The 22394-nt window shown below is 62.7% G+C and carries 20 protein-coding genes; 10 read left to right on the top strand and 10 right to left on the bottom strand.

What is annotated here, in order from left to right; genetic code table 11:
- Positions 1-461 precede the first annotated feature (461 nt).
- The 5 genes from EAY64_RS04890 (at position 462) to EAY64_RS04910 (ending at position 4603) form a co-directional block, all read left to right on the top strand.
- Complete coding sequence (locus tag EAY64_RS04890) at positions 462-1583, top strand: Re/Si-specific NAD(P)(+) transhydrogenase subunit alpha (RefSeq protein ID WP_103523670.1); 1122 nt, start codon at positions 462-464, stop codon at positions 1581-1583.
- A gap of 10 nt (positions 1584-1593) precedes the next feature.
- Positions 1594-1890, top strand: a complete 297-nt coding sequence (locus EAY64_RS04895; RefSeq protein ID WP_045848133.1) for a proton-translocating transhydrogenase family protein — start codon at positions 1594-1596, stop codon at positions 1888-1890.
- Positions 1891-1899: 9 nt separating this feature from the next.
- Positions 1900-3273: an NAD(P)(+) transhydrogenase (Re/Si-specific) subunit beta gene (locus EAY64_RS04900; protein WP_103523671.1), complete on the top strand. Its 1374-nt coding sequence runs from the start codon at positions 1900-1902 to the stop codon at positions 3271-3273.
- 182 nt (positions 3274-3455) lie between these two features.
- On the top strand, positions 3456-4136 hold the full coding sequence (locus tag EAY64_RS04905; protein ID WP_158604610.1) for an META and DUF4377 domain-containing protein: 681 nt from the start codon (positions 3456-3458) through the stop codon (positions 4134-4136).
- A gap of 29 nt (positions 4137-4165) precedes the next feature.
- Positions 4166-4603 (top strand): META domain-containing protein, encoded by a 438-nt coding sequence (locus tag EAY64_RS04910; RefSeq protein ID WP_158604611.1) that lies wholly within the window; start codon positions 4166-4168, stop codon positions 4601-4603.
- A 66-nt stretch (positions 4604-4669) separates the two neighbouring features.
- Here the strand turns inward: EAY64_RS04910 and EAY64_RS04915 are convergent, their stop codons facing one another.
- From EAY64_RS04915 to EAY64_RS04940, 6 genes are all read right to left on the bottom strand, one after another.
- Complete coding sequence (locus tag EAY64_RS04915; RefSeq protein WP_103523674.1) at positions 4670-5878, bottom strand: heme biosynthesis protein HemY; 1209 nt, start codon at positions 5876-5878, stop codon at positions 4670-4672.
- Between the two features lie 3 nt (positions 5879-5881).
- The gene (locus EAY64_RS04920) at positions 5882-6904 is read right to left on the bottom strand and encodes a uroporphyrinogen-III C-methyltransferase (protein WP_103523675.1); all 1023 of its coding nucleotides are present in this window, start codon (positions 6902-6904) and stop codon (positions 5882-5884) included.
- A complete protein-coding gene (locus EAY64_RS04925; RefSeq protein ID WP_103523676.1) occupies positions 6901-7641 on the bottom strand; it encodes a uroporphyrinogen-III synthase in 741 nt (246 codons plus the stop codon). The genes EAY64_RS04920 and EAY64_RS04925 overlap by 4 nt, the downstream gene beginning before the upstream one ends.
- Positions 7638-8567, bottom strand: coding sequence for a hydroxymethylbilane synthase (gene hemC, locus EAY64_RS04930; RefSeq protein WP_103523677.1), 930 nt, complete (start codon positions 8565-8567; stop codon positions 7638-7640). Before hemC ends, EAY64_RS04925 begins: the two co-directional genes overlap by 4 nt.
- A 190-nt stretch (positions 8568-8757) precedes the next feature.
- Positions 8758-9075 carry a hypothetical protein gene (locus EAY64_RS04935; RefSeq protein WP_103523678.1) on the bottom strand — a complete coding sequence of 106 codons (318 nt, stop codon included), beginning with the start codon at positions 9073-9075 and terminating at the stop codon, positions 8758-8760.
- Between the two features lie 30 nt (positions 9076-9105).
- Positions 9106-9336 (bottom strand): hypothetical protein, encoded by a 231-nt coding sequence (locus EAY64_RS04940; RefSeq protein ID WP_103523679.1) that lies wholly within the window; start codon positions 9334-9336, stop codon positions 9106-9108.
- A gap of 524 nt (positions 9337-9860) precedes the next feature.
- On the opposite strand from EAY64_RS04940, the gene ppc reads away from it, so the two are divergent.
- Both ppc and EAY64_RS04950 read left to right on the top strand, forming a co-directional pair.
- A complete protein-coding gene (gene ppc / locus EAY64_RS04945) occupies positions 9861-12560 on the top strand; it encodes a phosphoenolpyruvate carboxylase (protein WP_103523680.1) in 2700 nt (899 codons plus the stop codon).
- 192 nt (positions 12561-12752) lie between these two features.
- The gene (locus EAY64_RS04950; RefSeq protein ID WP_103523681.1) at positions 12753-14705 is read left to right on the top strand and encodes an oxidoreductase; all 1953 of its coding nucleotides are present in this window, start codon (positions 12753-12755) and stop codon (positions 14703-14705) included.
- Between the two features lie 12 nt (positions 14706-14717).
- On the opposite strand, the gene EAY64_RS04955 is transcribed toward EAY64_RS04950, so the two are convergent.
- From EAY64_RS04955 to EAY64_RS04970, 4 genes are all read right to left on the bottom strand, one after another.
- Positions 14718-15530 (bottom strand): FkbM family methyltransferase, encoded by an 813-nt coding sequence (locus EAY64_RS04955; protein ID WP_103523682.1) that lies wholly within the window; start codon positions 15528-15530, stop codon positions 14718-14720.
- Positions 15531-15589: 59 nt separating this feature from the next.
- Positions 15590-16171, bottom strand: coding sequence for a TMEM175 family protein (locus EAY64_RS04960; RefSeq protein ID WP_103523683.1), 582 nt, complete (start codon positions 16169-16171; stop codon positions 15590-15592).
- A gap of 20 nt (positions 16172-16191) precedes the next feature.
- The gene (locus EAY64_RS04965; RefSeq protein ID WP_103523684.1) at positions 16192-17208 is read right to left on the bottom strand and encodes a sensor histidine kinase; all 1017 of its coding nucleotides are present in this window, start codon (positions 17206-17208) and stop codon (positions 16192-16194) included.
- 75 nt (positions 17209-17283) lie between these two features.
- The gene (locus EAY64_RS04970) at positions 17284-18189 is read right to left on the bottom strand and encodes a DMT family transporter (protein WP_103523685.1); all 906 of its coding nucleotides are present in this window, start codon (positions 18187-18189) and stop codon (positions 17284-17286) included.
- Positions 18190-18279: 90 nt separating this feature from the next.
- Between EAY64_RS04970 and EAY64_RS04975 the strand changes: the two genes are divergently transcribed.
- The 3 genes from EAY64_RS04975 (at position 18280) to EAY64_RS04985 (ending at position 22380) form a co-directional block, all read left to right on the top strand.
- Positions 18280-19212 carry a LysR family transcriptional regulator gene (locus tag EAY64_RS04975; RefSeq protein WP_103523686.1) on the top strand — a complete coding sequence of 311 codons (933 nt, stop codon included), beginning with the start codon at positions 18280-18282 and terminating at the stop codon, positions 19210-19212.
- Between the two features lie 106 nt (positions 19213-19318).
- On the top strand, positions 19319-20701 hold the full coding sequence (argH, locus tag EAY64_RS04980) for an argininosuccinate lyase (RefSeq protein ID WP_103523687.1): 1383 nt from the start codon (positions 19319-19321) through the stop codon (positions 20699-20701).
- A gap of 92 nt (positions 20702-20793) precedes the next feature.
- On the top strand, positions 20794-22380 hold the full coding sequence (locus EAY64_RS04985; protein ID WP_103523688.1) for an EAL domain-containing protein: 1587 nt from the start codon (positions 20794-20796) through the stop codon (positions 22378-22380).
- Positions 22381-22394: the final 14 nt, after the last annotated feature.

A 22394-nucleotide genomic window follows, 5' to 3' on the forward strand; every position in this document is an offset into this window, starting at 1 on the left:
TCCGCTCAGGGTTTTCACCCCGCTCAGCCGGCCATTCATTTTGATTTACAGTACCTTAGTGTTAATGGTTAACCCTGCTTTACAAGCTGGCGGGCGAACCGTTAGTGTCAGGCAACGCGGTGCTTATCCATACTTGGCATTGTTCTTGCCCCCCTGTATGCCAGTTGATTTCCCTGCACTGGTCGTGCAGCACAGACTGGGCGCAGAACAGGCAGTGCCGACTCCCTGCCCGCACCCGACTTCCGCGCTGCGTGACCCCGGCCCGGAAAACCCTGCCGTATTGACCGGATCGTCAGACGGTATATGGTTGGTGACTGTCGCAATTGTGTAAAATTATTGCGCAAAATCAACATTCATGGTTTTAATATAATTCAAACGCTCGTTCGAAAATGCCTCGCACGGGCGTTCGCTATCTTTTGGGTTTTGTTTTTTGTCATTTCACATTGCAGGAGAATTTGACCATGCAGATCGCTATTCCGGCCGAAAGGCTGGCTGGTGAAAAACGCGTGGCCGCGACACCGGAAACGGTGAAAAAGCTGATCGCCATGGGTCACACCGTGGTGGTGGAGCAGGGAGCCGGGCAGTTTGCCGCCGCTCCCGACGCGGCTTATGCAGAACTGGGTGCCAGCATTGCGGCCAATCGGGCCGAGGCGCTGGCGCAGGCTGACATCGTGCTCACCGTGCGTGCGCTGGACGAGGCCGGCATTGCCGAGCTGAAAACCGGTGCTGTGCTGATCGGCCAGCTGGCCCCCTACCAGAACACGACTTTCCCGCAGCTGGCTGCGCGCAAGGTTTCCGCCTTTGCCATGGAGCTGCTGCCACGTACCACGCGGGCGCAGAGCATGGATGTGCTGTCCAGCCAGAACAATATCGCCGGTTACAAGGCGGTGCTGCTGGCCACCCATTACTATCCGCGCTTCATGCCCATGCTGATGACGGCTGCCGGTACGGTAAAGCCGGCCAAGGTGCTGATCATGGGCGTTGGTGTGGCCGGTTTGCAGGCCATTGCCACCGCCAAGCGGCTGGGTGCGGTGGTGGAAGCCACCGACGTGCGCCCGTCCACCAAGGAGCAGGTGGAATCGCTGGGCGGCAAGTTCATCGAAGTACCGATGACGGCTGAAGAAAAGGCCGCCAGCGACGGTGTGTACGCCAAGGAAATGTCGGACGACTACAAGCGTCGTCAGGCAGAGCTGGTGAGCAAGCACGCCCGCGCTGCCGACATCATCATCACTACCGCGCTGATTCCGGGCAAGAAGGCCCCGACGCTTATCAGTGCCGACATCGTGGCAGCGATGAAGCCGGGCTCGGTCATCATCGACATCGCCGCGGAAGCCGGTGGCAACTGTGAACGCACCCAGCCGGGTGAGGTGGTGGTGACCGAGAATCACGTCACCGTGGTGGGCCAGTTCAACCTGCCGGGCGAGCTGGCGGCAGACGCCTCCAGCCTGTATGCCAAGAACCTGCTGACCTTCCTGTCGCTGATGCTGAGCAAGGATGGTTTCACCCTCAATCTGGAAGACGACCTGCTGGCGGCCACCCTGGTGACCCACGACGGCCAGGTACGTTTCCCGGCGGCCAACTAAGGAGAACAAGATGGTCGATCCCTTTATCGCCAGCCTTACCGTCTTCGTGCTGGCCGTGTTTGTCGGCTACCACGTGGTGTGGAACGTCACCCCGGCGCTGCATACCCCGCTGATGGCGGTGACCAATGCCATTTCCGGCATCATCATCGTCGGTGCCATGCTGCAGGTGGTGGACATCAACGGTTCCGAAATCACCCTCACCTCGGTGCTGGGTACCATCGGCATCTTCCTGGCCAGCATCAACATCTTCGGCGGCTTCATGGTCACCCAGCGCATGCTGGACATGTTCAAGAAGAAGAAAAAATAAGGAAGAACCATGGCTAATATTTCTGCAGTACTTTATCTGGTGGCGGCCGTGCTGTTCATCCTGGCGCTCAAGGGCTTGTCCAGCCCGGTGACAGCGCTGCGCGGCAACAAGTTCGGCATCATCGGCATGGTCATCGCCGTGGTCACCACCTTCATGATCATGGACAAGCCGGTGCTGGGGCTGATTGCCGCTGCCATTGTTGCCGGTGCCGTGATCGGTGGCTGGAAAGCCAGAACGGTGGAGATGACCGGCATGCCGGAGCTGGTGGCTGCCATGCACTCGCTGGTGGGCCTGTCGGCGGTGCTGATCGCCGTGGCCGCCATCTTCCATAGCGGTGTGGAACACACAGGCGTACAGAAGGTGGAGCTGTTCATCGGTGCCTTTATCGGCGCCATCACCTTTACCGCCTCGGTGATTGCCTACGGCAAGCTGTCCGGCCGCTTTGGCTCCAAGGCCGTCAGCTTCAATGGCCAGCATCTGCTGAACCTGCTGCTGGCGCTGGCCATGGTGGGCTTTGGTATTGCCTACTTCGTGACCGACAGCCACGCGGCCTTCCTCGCCATGGTGGCCATTGCGCTGGTATTGGGCGTGACGCTGATCATCCCCATTGGCGGCGCTGACATGCCGGTGGTGGTGTCCATGCTCAACTCCTACTCCGGCTGGGCGGCGGCGGGTATCGGCTTTACGCTGAACAACCCGGTGTTGATCATTGCCGGTGCCTGCGTGGGTTCGTCTGGTGCCATTCTGTCCTACATCATGTGCAAGGCGATGAACCGTTCCATCGTCTCGGTGCTGCTGGGCGGCTTTGGTGCGGAGTCGGGCGGTGCTGGCCCGGCAGGAGATGCCGGTCCGAAGAACTACAAGTCCGGTTCGGCTGAAGATGCGGCCTTCCTGATGAGCAATGCCGACAGCGTGGTGATCGTGCCGGGTTATGGCCTGGCGGTATCGCGCGCCCAGCATGCCTTGCAGGAGTTTGCCGAGTTGCTGCACGAGAAGGGCGTGACCGTGCGCTACGCCATTCACCCGGTGGCAGGCCGCATGCCGGGCCACATGAACGTGCTGCTGGCCGAAGCCGAAGTGCCCTACGAGCAGGTACTGGAGATGGAGGAGATCAACTCCGACTTCAACAATACCGACGTGGTGCTGGTGATCGGTGCCAACGACGTGGTCAACCCGGCGGCGCAGAAGGACAAGGCCAGCCCCATCTACGGCATGCCGATTCTGGAAGCGCACAAGGCGCGTACCGTTATCGTGGTGAAACGTTCGATGAGCGTGGGCTATGCCGGCCTCGACAACGAGCTGTTCTACATGGACAAGACCATGATGGTGTTTGGCGATGCCAAAAAAGTGGTGGAAGACCTGGTGAAGGGTGTGGTGCACTAAGCCTGCGCACTACCGCTTTTCCAGCAAACCCTGCCTGGCCGGCAGGGTTTTTTCTTGCCTGCCGCGCCGGCTTGGCGGCAGGCTTGACCATCCTTAGGATGGGTTGACAGTGGCAACCGCATGGAACTCATGGCCTGCTGCGGCCTCTTAAATATTAGCGTTGTTTAATTTTGGAGATGAATATGCACTGGAAAACCACCGCCATTATTGCCGCCCTGTTGTCTGGTCCTGTATTTGCCCAGCCCAATCTGCAGGGCAGCGAATGGCAACTGGTATCGCCCAAGGTGGCCGAACCGCTGCCCACGCTGTCGTTTCAGGCCAAGGGCATCAGCGGTTTTGCCGGTTGTAACCGCTTTACCGGCCACACCAATGCCGAGGGCAAGCTGGTGGTGGCCACCACGCGCATGATGTGCCCGCCCGCCATGATGCAGACCGAACAGGCGTATATCGGATTTCTGTCGCAACCCTTCCAGATCAAGACCGATGGCAAGTTGCAGCAACTGGTGCTAACCAGTAGCGCAGGGGAATACCGCTTTGTACGCAAGCTGGATAAGACGGCAGGCCACCCCGCAGCCGCCGCAGCTCCGGCGCAGCGGCCGCAGTATCTGTATGTCAGCAGCCAGCGTAAAAACTGCAGTGCGGGAGCCGGGCAGATGCAATGCCTGCAGGTGCGCAGTAGCGAAAACCAGCCCTGGCAGTTGTTCTACGGCGCGATCGAGGGTTTCACCCCGCAGCCCGATACCGCCTACTACCTGAAGCTGCGCTATGAGACCGTGCCGAACCCGCCGGCCGATGCCTCGGCGGTACGGACCATTCTGGAGCGCGTGGTATTCAGCGAAACGATCAGCCGCAGTGTGCAATGAGCACCGACTGCTCAGTCAGGAGTCAGCGCATGAAACATTTCTGGATGCCGGTACTGGTCCTTGGCTGGTTGACTGGCTGTGCCAGTCCACAGCCCGCCACACCGGCCGACAAGCCGCAGGGCTGGCAAGCACCGCGTGATCTGGCCAGCCTGGATGGCCGCTGGCAGCAGGTGGATGCCGGCAAGAATCAACCCTACCGGCTGGAGTTTGCCGCCGGCCGCCTGCATGCTTCCGCTGGCTGTAATGGGCTGGGCAGCGTGGTGAGCCTGGAAAACGGCCTGCTCAAGACCGGAGCGATGATGTCAACCCTGATGGCCTGCCCGCCACCGCTGGAGCAGCGTGAGCGCAGCCTGAGCCAGTTGCTGTCGGCACAGCCACGGCTGGTGGTGCAGGGCAATCGGCTGCAATTGCAGGCTGGCAATGACCAGCTGGAATTCCAGCGCGAGGCCAGTTCTGGCGGCAGCTGAAGCGCAGGGATGACAAAGAAAAAGCCCGCGTTGTTAAACGCGGGCTTTTTACTGGGTGACCGGGCTTCAGTCGCCTTTGGCCAGTGCCAGTTCCAGGCTGCGGTGGTAATGCTGCGCGGCTTGTTCTTCCTTGCCGGTAGCCTCGAACAGACGGGCCAGTTCGGCATTGGCACACAGGGTGGCGCTGATGGAGTTGCTGGCCTCCAGATAGCTTTGCGCCTTGCCCCACAGCTGCTGGTTCATGGCCAGCCGGCCCAGCGCCAGCAACAGCATGTGGTCGCGTGGGCGGCTCTTGAGCCAGCCTTCGGCATCGCGCATCAGTTCCAGCCGCTTTTCCGGCGACAGGCGTTCGGCCAGCTGGCCCAGCTCGCGTGCCAGTTCCGGCGTGGCCTGTTCTTCATCGGCCAGGGCCTCACCCAGCAGGGTGGCGGCATAGTCGAAGTCTTCCAGCGCAATCAGCCGGCTGACGATTTCGCTGACCAGCACCGGGTTGCGCCGTTCGGCGTCCGGGATGCGGCGCAGCCAGTCGCGTACTTCGCGGCCACCGACAAAGCCGGTGAGTTGCTGGCTGTAGGCGGCCAGGCGGTAGCGGCGGGCCTGTGCCGGTTCCAGCGCCTCGGCCTTGAGCAGTTTTTCGGTCAGGGCCAGTACCGCTTCCGGCTGGCGTTGCAGCAGGCGCACCTTCAGCTCCAGGCGCAGGGCATTGGTGAGGTTGGGCGACAGGGCACGGGCGCGTTCGATGGCAGCCAGCGCACCCAGTGCGTCCTTGGCTTCCAGCTTCAGCTCGGCATCCAGCATGTGGCGCGCCAGCTGCAGGCGTTCCGGCAGGACATCCAGCTGTTGCAGATAGCTGTCGCGCTTGTCCAGATCTCCAGTGGCACCCGCGGAGCGCGCTGCCAGCAACAGGGCAAGGGCGCGGTTTTCCGGAGCGTACTCGTCGGTCATGGCCTTGAGCGCTTCGCGTTCCGCTTTCTGGAAACGGCCTTCAAAAAAGGCGATACCGGCCTCACGCAGGGCGTGGCGGGCGGCTTTCAGCTTTTTCTGGCGCTGGAAACGGCGTACCTCGGTGGGCAGGCCGGCGGTGATGCTGATGATGCGCATCACCACATAAGCCAGCGCTATCAGTGCCACGATGCCCAGCAGCAGCAGGTTGAACGACACCTCCATGCGGTAGGGCGGCAAGAACAGGATGGCATAGCCGGTATTCAGGGTGGAGGCCAGCCCCACCAGCACGGCCAGGGCGAACAGGCCGGTAATCCAGATGACAAATTTCACCGGTCAGTCTCCCTTGTTGCCCTGGGCATCACGTACCGCTTTCAGGCTGGCATTGAGGTCGGGCAGGGTTACGGACAGTGGCGCACCTTTCAGTTCCAGCAAGGTGGACAGCCACTGGCGGGTGGCCGGCGCGTCATTGTCGAAGTAGCGCAGCACATAGGACTGGGCGGCGCTGACATCGGCATCGAAGGTGGTGCCGTCACGCTGGATCAGGGCCAGGCGGGCATCCAGCAGGCGCATTTTCAGGTTTTCGCGCAGGAAGAAGGATTGCTCAGGCGACAGCAGCAGCGCTTCGGGCTTGTCCATGCGGCGGATGTGCACCAGCTCGCCCAGGCTCTGGCTGATATCGGCCACCAGGCGTTCCCAGAAGGGGGCGCTGGCCGGCAGCGGCTTGGCGGTACGTTTGTCTTGCAGGCGATGGGCATCCACCACCAGCGGCAGGCTGTCGCCGGACAGCATCAGCCGGTCCAGTTTGACGGTGAGGCCGACGGTGTCCAGATAGGGCAGGGCCTTGAGCTTTTCCAGATCGGTGGCCACGGCTTTTTTCACTGCGATCAGCTGCGGCTGGTCGAATTTGGACAGGCGGGCATCCACCATCTGCAGTGCCGAGATGGCGGCGGGGACGTTGCCGGCCAGCTGCAGCTGCTGGCTGGCAATGGCCAGGGTGTGCTCCACCTCGGACAGCAGCCAGTCGCTACGGGTCTTGGTCAACTCCTGGTACATGCCATTCAGGGTGGCATATTGTCCGGCGGATTCATTGACGCGGGTTTCCAGTACCGCCAGCTTGGCGTCGGTGGCGCGGGCGGCGGTCAGCGCCTGCTCGGTCATGCCACGCAATTCCTTGGAGGCGCCATTGCCTTCAGCCAGCCGGCCTGCCAGTTCCTGGCGGGCGGCAGTCAGTTCCTGCTGGGTGCTGTACAGCTGCCAGCCGGATAGGCCAAGGGCAGCCAGTGCTACCAGCAGGGCCAGGTTCAGCTGTTTCTTGCGGGACGGACGGGGGGTGTCGACAGTCTGGGTTTCGCTCATGGGTGACGGGAGAACCATTCTCTGAGGCCGGCGACGAGCGCATCGTCATCGGCCCGGGTTGTCACGATGCGTGTCGCGCCCAGAGCCTGCAATCGTTCGGCAATGCGCGGGTGCGGCACACAATACAAAAGGCATTGTAACGTCCCGGCTCTTGCCGGACCAGCCAGTCTGAACAATTGCTCGGCCATTTCACTGGAAGTCAGCACCATGGCGTCCGGCAGGCCGTCATCCAGCAGGCGCCAGTCCGGCCGGCCATCCACCCGCTGGTAGACCTCGGCCAGGCTCACCTGCGCACCACGGGCGCGCAGGGTATCGGCCAGCAGGGCTCGGCCGCCCTGGCCGCGTACGATCAGCCAGCGCTGGCCGGCGACATCGGCCAGCTGGGGCAGGGCCAGCAGGGCTTCGCTGTCGCTGCCTGCCGTGGGAAACAGAATGTCCTGCCCGCTGAGCATGGCCAGGCGGCGGGCACTGGCCTGGCCGACACAGGCCAGCCGCGCCGCCGGTGGCTGTGCCTGCAGCGTCGGCCAGGCCACGTCGATGGCGCTGGGGCTGACGAAAAACAGCCAGTCGGCCTGCGCGGCCTGCTGTGGCAGGTGGGCCAGTGTTTCTGGCTGCGGCTGGATCTCCATCACCGGGAAGCTTTGTCCCTGCCAGCCGGCAGCGGCCATTAGTTGCAGCAAACGGCCGCTTTGCGCGGCCGGTCTGGCCACCAGGATGCGGCGGCCAGCCGTTGTCATTGCTGGTCTTTCAGTACGGCGTCGATCAGCGGCTTGGCGCCGTCATCCAGCAGGCGTTTGGCCACGGCGCGGCCCAGCGATTCGGCATACTGGCGCGGCGCACTGGCGGCGGCGGTGAGCATGACCGAGCCATCCGGATGCGCGACAAAGCCGCCCAGGCTGATGACTTCGTCGCTGAGGGTGGCAAAGGCGCCCAAGGGTACCTGACAGCTGCCGCCCAGTTCGCGTGCCAATGCGCGCTCGGCGCTGACACAGGCGTGGGTGTCCGGGTGATTCAAGGGCTGCAGCAGCGCCAGCATGTCGGCGCGGTCGGCGCGGATTTCAATGCCCAGCGCGCCTTGCCCTGCCGCCGGCAGGCTTTCCGACGGGGCGAGTTCTGACCGGATACGGTCGTGTAGTTCCAGGCGCTTGAGGCCGGCGGCGGCCAGAATGATGGCATCGTATTCGCCATCATCCAGCTTGCGCAGGCGGGTTTGCACATTGCCGCGCAAAGGTTTGATCACCAGTTGCGGGTAGCGTGCGCGCAGTTGCGATTCGCGGCGCAGGCTGGATGTGCCCACCACGCTGCCTGCCGGCAGCTCGGCCAGGCTGGCAAACTTGTTGGAGACAAAGGCATCGCGCGGGTCTTCGCGTTCGCAGATGGCAGCCAGGGCAAAGCCTTCCGGCAGCACCATGGGCACGTCCTTGATGGAATGCACGGCCAGGTCGGCACGGCCTTCGGCCAGCGCCACTTCCAGCTCTTTCACGAACAGGCCCTTGCCGCCGATCTTGGACAGGGTCTTGTCCAGGATCTGGTCGCCCTGGGTGGTCATGCCGAGGATTTCGACGGTGAGGTGCGGATACCGCGCTTGCAGGCGGGCCTGGATGTGTTCTGCCTGCCACATGGCCAGCCGGCTTTCGCGGCTGGCGATGACGATCTTGTCCATGAATTGCATTCCTGACGATGAAATTCGTCCGATTCTAGCATGCAGGCAGGGCAAGGCCTGGAGTCGGATCAAGGAAGGGATATTTGCGGCAGAACCGTGCCGTCAGGGTGGCCGGCGGGCACCGGCCATTTGTCTGCCGCTGGCGAAGTGGGGGCCTGGCCAAGCTGCAAAACTGCCCCGGCCGGCCTGCTTACTGCGGTTTGTTTGCGGCCTGCTGTTCAAGCTGGCTTTGGGTATCGATGATTTTCTGGATGGAAATGCCGCTGGCCAGCGTAAAGAATTTATCCCAGTCCTCGTGTTTGTCGTGGGTGAAGTCCTTGATCTGGCGCCGTTCATCCGGCGTCAGTAGTACCAGCGATGCCATCTTCCATGGCTTGGAGGTATTCATTTTGGCGATATCCATCGTCAGCAGGCTGTGACGGGCACGCAAGCCTCCCCAGCCGGCGATCAACAGCAGCACCAGTAATAGCAGGAGGGATTTGCGCAGCAGGGAGCGATGTTCAGACATGGCGAACGGTTAACCTTATCGATGAATGTTTCAACAGCCGTCGGCATCCAGCTGCTTGTTCTTGGCGCGACGGGTCAGGCCGATGGCAATCGGGTTCTTGTCCAGAGCCCGGCCAATGGCCTGATTCTGCAGGATGCGTTTTCCCCTGGCGGCTTGCTCGGCCTTTGGACAATCGACAGCAGGGGCGCTTGCGCCATTGGCAAGAGCCATTTCACCCAGCAGCAGGCTGCTAGCTGCCAGCAGGGCCAGGCGGGTGAACATAGGTGTTCTTGGGTTCAAGCTGTTTATGACGTAAGGGTTATTATCGATCATTCCATTTCACAAGCAAGTTGTTTTCTGAAGGCTGGTGCCACAGCAAGTCCGGGGTGCTTGGCCGCTACGGTGGTGGCGGATTCGCGCGGCCGCCGCTGCTGTCGTTTTGGCGACATGCCTAGACTTGGCGGAAGGGGAAATGGTTCAGCCGCAGCAGAAAAGTCTGCTGCGCTTAATTTGTGTGCTGGGTGCTGGCATGGCTTCATCGGGCTGCGGCAGGGCGCAGGCAAGGGTCAACCCCCGTTGCTGTTGTGCACAAAATGTGCGAAAAAAATCAGGAAAATTCGGTAATGAACACACTACAGCGGCAATGCTGCCTATGATGTTTGTTCGCCAGTCTGCTGACGCCAGGTTGCAACCTGTCTTGAGAAGATTGCCATCCCATTCATACACAAGGCCTTCATCACGGTTCCGGTGGCAGGTTCACCGCAAGCGGATAGTTCGGCCAGACGATTCGACAAAGGAAACAGGACATGACGGAGCTGGACAAGGATCTTCCCCTGCGTGCCGACCTGGCGCGGCTGGACCGCCTATTGGGCGAGGTATTGCATGCCCAGGAAGGCCCCGAGGTGTATCAGGAGGTGAAAGCCATTGCCGCGCGCACGCCGGAACAGCGCGCGCTGCCGCTGCCGGCCAGCCTGTCGCCCAAGGCCACCACCGCACTGGTGCGCGCCTGTGGCCTGTATGCGCAGCTGTTCAATATCGCGGAAGACCTGCACCACACCCGTCGTCGTCGTGCGCACCAGATTGCCGGTTCGCGCCCGCAGCAGGGCAGCCTGAACCGGGCGCTGGCGCGGCTGAAGGAAGACGGGGTCAGCTTTGCCCAGCTGGCGACAACGCTGCAGGATGCCTATGTCGGCGCCATCCTCACGGCCCACCCCACAGAGGTACAGCGCCAGAGCGTGCTGGATGGCCACCGCGCCGTGCGCAAATTCCTCAGCCAGCTGGGTTCGCCCGACATCACCCCCGAAGAAGAAAGCGAGCTGGATGGCAAGCTCAAGCGGGTGATCCTGTCCATGTGGCAAACCTCGGAAATCCGCCATTTCAAATTGTCGGTGGAAGATGAAATCAAGAACGGCGTGGCCTACCACCCGATGACTTTCTTCTCCGCCCTGCCACGGCTGTATCAGCGCCTGGGCAAGGAAGTGGAAACGGCCTGGGGCCAGACGCCCACCTTGCCGCCGTTTATCCGTGTCGGTAGCTGGATCGGTGGCGACCGCGACGGTAACCCCAATGTCAACGCCGCGGTCTTGCGCCACGCCTTCACCCTGCAAGCCACCCAGGCTTTCGAACAATATCTGGCTGAGCTAGCCGCCCTGTACCGCGAGCTGTCGCTGTCCGAGCGCCATGTCGCGGTCAGCCCGGCCTTGCAGGCGCTGTCCGACCAGACGCCGGACAACAAGGAAAGCCGCGAGCAGGAGCCTTACCGCCGCGCCCTGGCTACCATCGAAGCCCGCCTGCTGGGCAAGGCGGCCGAACTGGGACTGGCAGTACGTGGTCGCTGGCCGGTGGGTGAGCCCTATGCCGATATCGCGGCGTTTCAGGCCGACCTCGCCACCGTGGCCGATTCGCTCATCGCCCATGGCAGTGACTTGCTGGCCGATGGCCGCCTGGCACGCCTGCGCCGTGCGGTGGAAGTGTTCGGTTTCTTCCTGATGCCGGTGGATCTGCGCCAGTTTGCCGGCATGCACGAAGCCGTGGTGAGCGAGCTGTTCTCCAGTGCCGGGCTGGAGCATTACCCGGCGCTGGACGAGGCGGCGCGCATCCGTGTGCTGCTGCGTGAATTGTCCACCCCGCGCCTGCTGTATTCGCCGTATCTGAGTTACAGCGCCGACACCGAAAAAGAGCTGGCCATCTTCCGCGAAGCGGCACTGATCCAGCAGCAGTTTGGCAAGGAAGCCATCAGCCAGAGCATCATTTCCAACTGCGCCACCGTCAGCGATATCTTGTCGCTGGCGTTGATCCTGAAGGAAACCGGCCTGATCCGGCTGGAAAACGGCATGCCGGTATCCACCATCAATGTGGTGCCGCTGTTCGAAACCATTGCCGACCTGGTGGCCGCCACCGACATCATGGACACGCTGTTTGCCCTGCCGTGGTATCAGCTGCTGCTGAAGAGCCGCGGCATGATGCAGGAAGTGATGCTGGGCTATTCCGACAGCAACAAGGACGGTGGTTATCTCACCAGCCAGTGGGAGCTGTACAAGGCCGAGCAGCGGCTGGTGCAGAGCTTCGACAAGGCCGGTGTCAAGCTGCGGCTGTTCCACGGCCGTGGCGGCTCGGTGGGGCGTGGCGGTGGCCCGTCCTTCGAGGCCATCATGGCGCAGCCGGCCGGCAGCGTGGCCGGGCGTATCCGCATTACCGAGCAGGGCGAAGTGATTGCCTCCAAGTATTCCGATCCGGACATCGGCACGCGCAACCTGGAAGCACTGGTGGCGGCCACACTGGAAGCCAGCCTCACCACCCACCCCAGTTGCGAGGCGGATGGCGAAGTGTTCGACGAACTGTCCGAGGCGGCGTTCAAGGCCTACCGCCAGCTGGTGGAAACCGAAGGCTTCATGCAGTACTTCCTGGAAGCCACGCCGATCAACGCCATTGCCAAGCTCAATATCGGCAGCCGCCCGGCCTCGCGCAAGAGCCTGTCCTCCATCAAGGACCTGCGCGCCATCCCCTGGGTGTTCTCCTGGTCGCAGTCGCGAGTCATGCTGCCGGGCTGGTTCGGCTTCGGTTCGGCCGTGGCCGGCTTCATTGCCCGCCATGGCGATGCCGGGCTGGCCCGCCTGCAGGGTCTGTACCGTACTTCGCCGTTCTTCCAGGTGATTCTGTCGAATATGGAACAGGTGCTGGCCAAGGCCGACCTGGGTATCGCCCGTCGTTTTGCCGGCCTGGTGAGCGACCGGGCGCTGGCCGAGCAGCTGTTCGGCCAGATCGAGGCGGAATGGCAGAAAACCCACGACGCCTTCTTCGCCATCAGCGGCCAGAGCAGCCTGTTGCAGCAGAACCCCACCCTGCACCGCAGCCTGGAAACCCGTCTGCCCTATCTGGATGCGCTTAACCTGCTGCAGGCCGACCTGCTGCAGCGCCTGCGCGAAAATCCGGACGATGCCGAAGCGCTGTACGCCATCCATCTCACCATCAATGGCACCTCGGCCGGCCTGCGCAACAGCGGCTGATCGCCCATCCAAGTGGGAAATGACAACAAACCGTCACCTTCGGGTGGCGGTTTTTCTTTGCCCCGCCTTACCGACTTCGCTGTTGCAGTCCAGCTGAGCTCAGCATATCGAAGTGACAGCAGGCAAGCGCGCCCGGCGTCCTATCATCGGCAGTCCCCCGCTGTGATTACCCCTCACCAGAATGGAGCTGCCATGTCGACTACCTTTCCCCATTTGTTGTCGCCTTTGCGTATCGGCAAGGTGACCTTGCGCAATCGCATCGTTTCCACCGGCCACGATACCGTGCTGCCGGTGGACTGCCAGGTCAGCCCGGCGCTGATTGCCTATCATGCCGCGCGGGCACGTGGCGGGGTCGGGCTGATTGTGCTGCAAGTATCCGGCGTGCACGAAACCGCGCGTTACACCTCGCACGCGCTGATGGCCACCGACGACAGTTGCATTCCCGGCTATCGCGCCCTGGCTGACGCGGTGCATGCACAAGGCAGCGTGTTGTTTGCCCAGCTGTTTCATCCGGGACGGGAAATCATGGAGACCGCCGACGGCATGCAGGCGGTGGCGTATGCGCCGTCTACCGTGCCCAGCGAGCGCTTCCACGTGATGCCGCGTGCGCTGAACGAAACAGAAATCGCCGCGCTGATTGCCGCCTATGCCACGGCGGCACAGCGCATCCGTGCCGCCGGCATCGACGGGGTGGAGATCGTCGCCAGTCATGGCTACCTGCCGGCACAGTTTCTCAATCCGCGGGTCAATTTGCGCACTGATGCTTATGGCGGCGATTTTGCCGGCCGCCTGCGCTTTTTGCGTGAAGTGGTGGTGGCGATTCGCACGGCCGTGGATGAGCACTGCGTGGTGGGCTTGCGCATTTCACTGGACGAGCGCGACTGCGAGGGCCTGCAAGAGGACGAAGCCTTGCAAGCCTGCGTCGCACTGCAGGACCAGCTGGATTATGTCAGCCTGGTGGCGGGGACCTCGGCCAGCCTGGGTGGCGCGGTGCATATTGCGCCGCCGATGGCTTTCCCGGCGGCTTATCTCGCCACCCCGGCCGGACGTTTCCGTCAGGCGCTGTCGATTCCGCTGCTGCTGGCGGGACGTATCAACCAGCCACAAGAAGCCGAACAACTGCTGGCCCGCGGGGTGGTGGACGCCTGTGGCATGACCCGGGCGCTGATTTGCGACCCGGAACTGCCCAACAAGCTGTACGCACAGCACAGCGAATCCATTCGCGCCTGCATTGCCTGCAATCAGTCCTGCATTGATCGCTTTCATCGCGGCCTGCCGATTTCCTGCATCCAGAACCCGCTCTCCGGGCGCGAATTGCAATTTGGCGCGCTGACTCCCACCACCAAGCCACGCCGGGTGATGGTGGTGGGCGGTGGTCCTGCTGGCATGCAGGCCGCAGTGATCGCGGCGCAGCGCGGCCATCAGGTGACCTTGTACGAAGCCGGCGCCCAGCTGGGCGGACAGGTGCTGCTGGCGCAACAGCTGCCAGGGCGGGCCGAATTTGGCGGCCTGATCACCAATTTGCACTACGCACTGCGTGAGGCCGGGGTGGAGGTGGTGCTAAGGCAGCGGGTGGACCGGGCCGTGGTACAGCAACAAGCGCCGGATGTGCTGATTCTGGCCTGTGGTGCCACGCCAGCCGCACCACGGCTGGAGGTGGGCGGCAGCATGCCGGTGCACGACAGCTGGGAAGTATTGCAGGGTGTCAGTGTCGGGGCACGGGTGGTGGTAAGCGACTGGCGTGCCGATTGGGTGGGGCCGGGCCTGGCCATCCGGCTGGCCGAAACCGGGCACCAGGTCACCCTGGCGGTGAATGCGCCGCTGATGGGACAGGCCTTGCCCATGTACGTGCGCGACCAGCTGGCCGCCCAGCTGCACCAGTTGCAAGTGACCATCCTGCCCTATGCGCGCCTGTATGGCGTGGACGACCGCACCGTATATCTGCAACACACTGCCAGCGAGGAAGCCATGGTGTGCGAGGACATTGACGGCGTGGTGCTGTGCCAGCCGCCACAGCCCGATGACAGGCTGCGTCAGCAACTGGAGGGGCTGGTGCTGGAGGTTCACGCCATTGGCGATTGCCAGACACCGCGCACCGCCGAAGAGGCCATTTACGAAGCCACCCGGCTGGCCTGGGGGCTCTAGCCACGCACAGGGCTACACCAGTTGCAGGCGGCCGCCTTCGTTTTTCAGATGCGGGATCAGTGCATCGTCCTGATGCACGGCCAGCACATTGACGCCGGCCGAGTACAGCCGGTAGCCCAGCGCCTCCAGCCAGGGGCGGATCACCCCCATGTCGGACTTGATGATTTCCATGAAAATCAGCGGCCGGCAACGGCGGATGGACTGCTCCGCGCCTTGCAGCACCTGTTCTTCCATGCCTTCCACATCGATCTTGATGAAGTCGATGCGCTGCAGGCCCAGTGAATCCAGGCTGACCAGGTCGATGCGGATGGTGCGGTGCTGGTAATCCAGCGCCTGGCCGATGAACTCATTGCTGGCCGACTGCTGCAATTCCACGCTGCCAAAGGAGCCGGGGCGCAGGTAGTCCGGTTCGGGGATGTCGATCTGGCCGCAGCTGGCCCCCACCGCCGAGTTGAGTGCATTGACGTTCAGGCAGTTGTTGAGGGCGATATTGCCGCACAGCGCGTAGTAGATCTTTTCCTGTGCCTCAAAGGCAAGGACATGGCCCCAGGTGTACATGAAACGGGCCATTTCGATGGTGTGCACACCGATATTGGCACCACAGTCGATGGCCAGCACCCCTTCACCCCGGTCGCGCAGGCAGCTGGCCAGCAAGGCCAGCACGAAATCCACTTCCTCCTGCTCATAGCCGCTTTGCGTCATCAACTGGTAGCCGACGCCATAGGATTCGCCGTCGGAGGGGGCGAAGTCGTTACGGTTGACGATCATGCTGCCGTGATTGGTGGACAGCAGCATGAAGGGAGCGGGGCGCGGAATGTTTTTCATGGCCAGGATCTGTACGTGGAGATGGGGCGATTATGCCGCACTGTGCCGGTGATGACAGATCAATGTTGTGTCCGGCTTGCCTGTTCCATGCGCTGGTCAGGCACCAGCCACCACAATGCCACCAGGCCGTAGATGGCAGCCCCCAGCCAGCTTTGGTAAAACGACAGCCCGATGCCGGCCACGTAGAACCAGGGCGACAGCCTGCCTTTCAGGTCGCGGCCCAGGGCCTGGCGCATCACTTCGCGGTTGCCTGGCACGCACAGCAGGGCGCGCTGCATCAGGAACCAGGCCAGTGCTGACATCAGCAATACCACGCCATACAGCGCCACCGGCACGGCTGCCATGTGGTTTTCTCCCATCCAGCCGGTGGCAAACGGCAGCAGCGACAGCCAGAACAACAGGTGTAGATTGGCCCACAGCACGCGCCCGTCCACCTGGCGCACCACGTGGTAGAAATGGTGGTGATTGTTCCAGTAGATGCCGACATAGACAAAGCTCAGCACATAGCTGAGGAAGACCGGCCACAAGGTGGTCAAGGCCGTCAGGCTGGTGTCGTGCGGGACTTTCAATTCCAGCACCATGATGGTGATGATGATGGCGATCACGCCATCGCTGAAGGCTTCCAGGCGGTTCTTGCCCATGGTGGCTCCCTTAGTGGTGTTCAGTGCAGCAGTGCGGATTGTTGCTGGGGCGACAGCGGGCGATAGGGCAGGCGGATCAGGGTATGGTACTGGCCATCGGCGGCGGCCACCTGCAAGGAGGCCTCGGCATCGTAAAACAGCTCCAGCCGTTCGCGCAGATTGTCCAGTGCAATGCGGTTGCCGCGATGCGGTTCAGCAGGCTCGGCCGCCAGCGGATTGCTGACGCTCAGCAACAGCTGGCCGCTTTTGAGCTGGGCGCGGATGCGGATCTCGCCGCCAGCGCCACAGCGCTCCACGCCATGGTGCACGGCGTTTTCCACCAGCGGTTGCAACAGCAGTGGTGGCAGGCTGGCATCCAGTGCGGCCTGTATATCCCATACCACGTTCAGGCGCTGGCCCAGCCGCTCGCTTTCGATGGCCAGATACATCCTGGCCAGCTCGATTTCCCGCTCCAGGCTGGAGGTATGGCCGGGGTCGGCCATCTGGGCGCGAAACAGGTCGGCCAGGTTTTCCAGCACCATTTCCGCCTTTTCCGGCCGCGAGCGGATCAGGGCGATGGCGGCATTCAGGCTGTTGAACAGGAAGTGCGGGCGAATGCGCGCCTGCAGTGCCGCCAGCCGGGCTTCGCCCAGTGCCGGCGACAGTGCACGCTGGCGCAGGCTGAAGTAGTGCAGCAGCAACAGGGCCAGCAGCGCCGCCAGCAGCGGGCGGTCCAGCCGCGGCAGCTCCAGCGGATTGAGCAATCTGTCCTGCACCAGTACGCAGAACATGCACAGGGCTACCACCAGCCAGCTGCCGCGCTGCTGCCGGGCCAGCCAGGGTGACAGCAGGGCAAGCAGGCCCAGGCTCAGCAGCAGGGACGGCTCCACCCAGCTGGCCCGGCTCAGGATGCGCAGGGTCAGCGTATCGCCATCCGGCTGGAAAACGGCGCTGCATAACAGCAGCAGATTGAGTGACAGCATGATGCGCAGCATCACCCCCAGATTACGGAAATCAGGGATGGCAAAAACCGGGTGTTGTCGCTGAGGCTGGCGCATGGAATCGGTGGCAATGGACAGGTAGCTGCATCATAGCAAGCCGCTGTCCGGCACGGCCAATCAGCGCGGCGGCATTCAGGCGGTGACGGCTTGCCATCTGCCCGGGCGTACTGCCCACAGGCTGGCTGCCACCATCAGCAAACCGCCCAGCCAGCTGCTGGCACTCAGCGTCTCGCCCAGCCATAGCACGGCGAACAGGGCGCCGAATACCGGCTCGCTGCCGGTGAGCAAGGCCACCCGGGTGGCACTGCTGTGACGCAGCGCGTAGTTCATGGCGAAAAAGGCAAACAGGGTGCAGCACAAGACCAGAAACAGGATATCGCCCCAGAATGCCGGCTGCCGCGGCAGGGTGGGCAAGCCGCCGTTCAGGCTGGCCAGCAGCAGGCAGCCCAGGCAGATCAGCAGCCCTTGCAGGCCGGTCAGCGCCAGCGTGGCTACCGGCCGGTCTGCGGTCAGCTTGCGGGTGAGGCTGGTCACCAGGGCACGCAGAACGGCGGCCAGCAGGATCAGCAGATCACCGCTGTTCAGCTGCAAATGAGTGGCACCGCTCAGCAGCCAGGCACCGCAGAGTGCGGCACCTGCCGCCAGCAGCGCATCCTTGCTGGGGGTTTGTCCGAGCAAAAGCCATTCGGCAAAAGGCGTCAGCACCAGGCACAGGCTGATCAGAAAGGCGGCATTGGCCGCCGTGGTATGGGCGATGCCATAGGTCTCGCACAGGAAAATCGCCAGCAGGCCCAGCCCCAGCGGCAGGGCCGCACCCAGGGTTGCGCGGCGGACGTGAGGATCGGTCAGGGTGCGCTGGGCCGGCAGCAATAACAAAAAGCTCAGACCAAAGCGCAAGGCCAGCACCCCCAGCACCGGATAAAACTGCAGCGCTTCCTTGGCCAGCCCGTAACTGCTGCCCCATACCATGGCCACCAGCAGCAGCAACAGGTCGGGCAGGCCGGGGTAACGTTGATGCAAGGGGTGGCGGCTGGGCATGGCGGGCTTTCATTGTCGGGTCAGTGCGCTCATTATCATTACCTGCTCATGGCTTGATAATCGCTGTTGTCGGAACAGGAATTGTGCGTAATGGGAACAAATGGCTTGATAGCCATGCTGCCGGACATGGCGGTATTTGTGCTGGTGGTGGAGCGTGGCAGCTTTTCGGCGGCGGCACGGCAGCTGGGCATGACGCCATCGGCGCTCAGCCGCCAGGTAGCACGGCTGGAGGCGGCGCTGGGGGTGCGGCTGCTGGAACGCACTACCCGCCAGCTGCGGCTGACCGATGCCGGGCAGGCCACGCTGGCACGCTGTCGCAGCATGCTGGATGCCGCCGACGAAGCGGTGCAACTGGCCCAGCAACAACATGCCCGGCCGCAGGGCCGGGTGCGCATCAGCATGCCCAAGGCTTTTGGCCGCTTTGTGGTGGCACCGCTGATGCCGGCCTTCCTCGCCAGTTATCCACAGGTGGATGTGGAGCTGTTCATCAGCGACCGCGATGTCGACCCATTGGCCGAGGGGCTGGACCTAACCGTTCGGGTGACCGACACCCCGCCGCCGGGCATGGCCGGGCGGCCCTTGCTGCCGGTGCGCCAGCTGCTGTGTGCTTCGCCGCAGTATCTGGCCACGCATGGCCGGCCCGTCCATCCACGTGATCTGACCCAGCACCTGTGTCTGTACCTGGCCGAGCATGAGGCCGACAAGCGCTGGCAGCTGCAGCGTGGCAATGAACAGCTGACAGTGGCGGTGAGTGGCCGCTATGCCACCAATCACAGCGAACTGCGGCTGCAAGGCGTGCTGGCCCACCTGGGCATTGCACCCCTGCCGCACTTTACCGCGCAGGCCGCACTGGCGGCGGGGCAGGTGGAAACCGTGCTGGACGATTGGGAGTTCACCACCGCCTATCGCGGCATGGCCTGGCTGCTGTATCCGCCCAATCGCTATCTGGCGCCCAAGGTGCGGGTGCTGATCGACTATCTGGCCGATGCGCTGGCGGATCAAACCACACCCATGACACGGTAATGCCACAGCCGGGCAAGAGCCGACTCGCCCTGAGGGGAGGCTTTCCCTATAATTGCCGCTGCTGCCTTGGGGTAGCCCAGAACAATCACCGCAGGGAATCATCGAGATGCAAGAAAGCCATGCCTGGTCCGGTCGCTTCAGCGAACCGGTTTCCGAACTCGTCAAGAAATACACCGCCTCGATCGACTTCGACAAACGTCTGGCCGAATTCGACATCGAAGGCTCGCTGGCGCACGCCGCCATGCTGAACAAGGCGGGTGTGCTGTCCGATGACGACGTGGCGGCAATCCGACGCGGCATGGCTGAAATCCTGGACGATATCCGCGCCGGCCGGCTGGAGTGGAGTGTGGATCTGGAAGACGTGCACATGAATGTGGAACGTCGCCTCACCGACAAGATTGGCGATGCCGGCAAACGCCTGCACACCGGCCGTTCGCGTAATGACCAGGTAGCCACCGACATTCGCCTGTGGCTGCGCGCGCAGATCGACGCCATCGTCGGCTTCATCGCCGAACTGCAAACCAGCTTGCTGGAGCTGGCAGAAAAGCATGCTGACACCGTGATGCCGGGCTTCACCCACCTGCAAGTGGCCCAGCCGGTGACCTTTGGCCACCACATGCTGGCCTATGTGGAAATGCTGGCACGCGACGCCGAACGCATGAGCGACTGCCGCAAGCGCGTCAACCGCCTGCCGCTGGGTGCGGCCGCACTGGCCGGCACCACCTTCCCCATCGACCGTCATTACACCGCGCAGCTGCTGGGTTTTGACGATGTCTGCCACAACTCGCTGGACGCCGTGTCCGACCGTGACTTCGCCATCGAATTCACCGCCGCCGCCAGCCTGGTGATGGTGCACCTGAGCCGGCTGTCGGAAGAGCTGATCCTGTGGATGAGCCCGCGTGTCGGCTTCATCGACATCGCCGACCGCTTCTGCACCGGCAGCTCCATCATGCCGCAGAAGAAAAACCCGGACGTGCCAGAACTGGTACGTGGCAAATCCGGCCGCGTGGTAGGCCACCTGATTGCGCTGGTCACCCTGATGAAGGCGCAGCCGCTGGCTTACAACAAGGACAATCAGGAAGACAAGGAACCCTTGTTCGACACCGTGGACACGCTGATCGACACCCTGCGCATCTACGCCGACATGATGCGTGGCGTCACCGTGAAGCCGGAAGCCATGCGCGCCGCCGTGCTACAGGGCTTTGCCACTGCCACCGACCTGGCCGACTACCTGGTGAAGAAGGGCCTGCCCTTCCGCGACAGCCACGAAGTGGTGGCCCTGAGCGTGCGCTATGCCGAAGGCCGTGGCGTGGATCTGGCCGATCTGTCGCTGGAAGAGCTGCAACAGTTCAGCAAGCTGATCGAGCAGGACATCTACCAGGTACTGACGCCGGAAGGCAGCCTGGCCCAGCGTGACCATGTTGGCGGTACCGCACCCAATCAGGTACGTGCCCAGATTGCCCGCCACAAGGCAAGACTGGCAGGTTGATCAGTTAATACAGTTTCAAACCAAACCGCCGCTCTCGGCGGTTTTTTATTGGCCTACAGTGGGACCTGTGATGAATTTTCAGCGGGGGTTCCGTGCAATTTCCTTCCATCGAACCGCTGGGTCGCAGCCAGCGCATCATGCTGACCATGCTGCCCGGCCTGGCCTTGTTGATGCTGGGCGGCCTGTTGATGCTGTATCAGTTTCATGCGGGCATCCAGCACACGCTGGCGAGCCAGCTGGCCTTCAAGCTGAAAAAGATCGAACAGATACTGGATCAGGCCCAGAAAGTCGGCGAAAGCATGCTGCAGCAGCCCAGCCTGGAGTGTCCGGTCATTTATCCGGAAATACGCCGTCAGGTCACGACCCAGCCTTATGTCCGTTCGATGCGGCTGGTTGATCACGCGGGCAGGGTGTATTGCGATTCGGTCATTGGCTGGCATGCACCGGCCTATTCGCAGGAATACCCGCGTGCGGAACGGCTGCAATTATGGCGCGGCAACCGCTTGTCGCCCTGGCACCCCTTGCTGATGTTGTGGCTGGAGGCCAAACGTAGCGATGTCAACGGCATCCAGGTCGTGGTGGATAGTGATTATCTCAAGGACCGACTGGCCCATCTGGAGCGGGATACCCGGTTTTATCTGCAGGTTGGTGAACGCTGGCTGGACGAAGACGGTGGCATGACCTTCCCGCCGGTCCGCCCTTACTGGCAACAGCGCAGCCTGGCATCCGCGCATTATCCCCTAGCCATCGTCATGGACTACTCCATGCCAAAGATGCTGCTGCAAAGACTGAGCCAGGAGCCGGATCAGCTGGTTTTGCTGCTGCTGTTCAGCTGCACTTTCAGCTGGGGTTTTCATCGCCTGCTGCTGCGCAGTGGTGCGCCCAGCCGCGAACTGCAAAGGGCAGTCCGCCAGCAGGAATTCATTCCCTACCTGCAACCGCTGGTCGACAGCCACCATCTGCAGTGGTGCGGGGTGGAGGTGCTGATGCGCTGGCAGCATCCGCTTGATGGCATGGTGCTGCCGGAGTTGTTCATCCCCTTTGCCGAGAGTACCGGCCATATCGTGGCCATGACCCGCTCGCTGATGCAGCAGACTGCCGCGCAACTGGGTACGCTCAGCTTGCCGGCCGGTTTTCAGATCAGCATCAATGTCAGTGCCGCCTATGTGGCGGATGGCTCCTTGCCGGTCGACTGCGCCGCCTTTCTGGCGGTTTTCCCGCCTGGCAGCATCCGGCTCACCCTGGAATTGACCGAGCGCGAACTGATCACCACCGGCCCCCAGACCGATGCCCTGCTGGCGCAGCTGCACGAGCTGGGCGTGCGCATCGCCATCGATGATTTCGGCACCGGGCATTCCAGCTTGTCCTATTTGCAGAAAATGGATGTGGATGAACTGAAAATAGACCGCAGCTTTGTGGCCGGCATCGGCAGTGACAGCCTGTCGGCGGATATCCTGGACAGCATTTTGCAGCTGGCGGCCAAGCTGGGGCTGACAGTGGTGGCAGAAGGGGTGGAGTACGTGGAGCAGGAAGATTATCTGCGCCAGCATGGTGCCCATCTGCTGCAGGGCTACCGCTATGCGCGGCCCATGCCGATCAGCGAGTTCCTGCTGCGTCCCGAATGGCATAATAGGCCTTCCGAACCGCGTACCCGCCCACGTGCCGAGCTACCCCTCTAATGGATGACAAGCCC

This window comes from Aquitalea palustris (assembly GCF_003693445.1).
Taxonomy (GTDB): Bacteria; Pseudomonadota; Gammaproteobacteria; order Burkholderiales; family Chromobacteriaceae; genus Aquitalea; species Aquitalea palustris.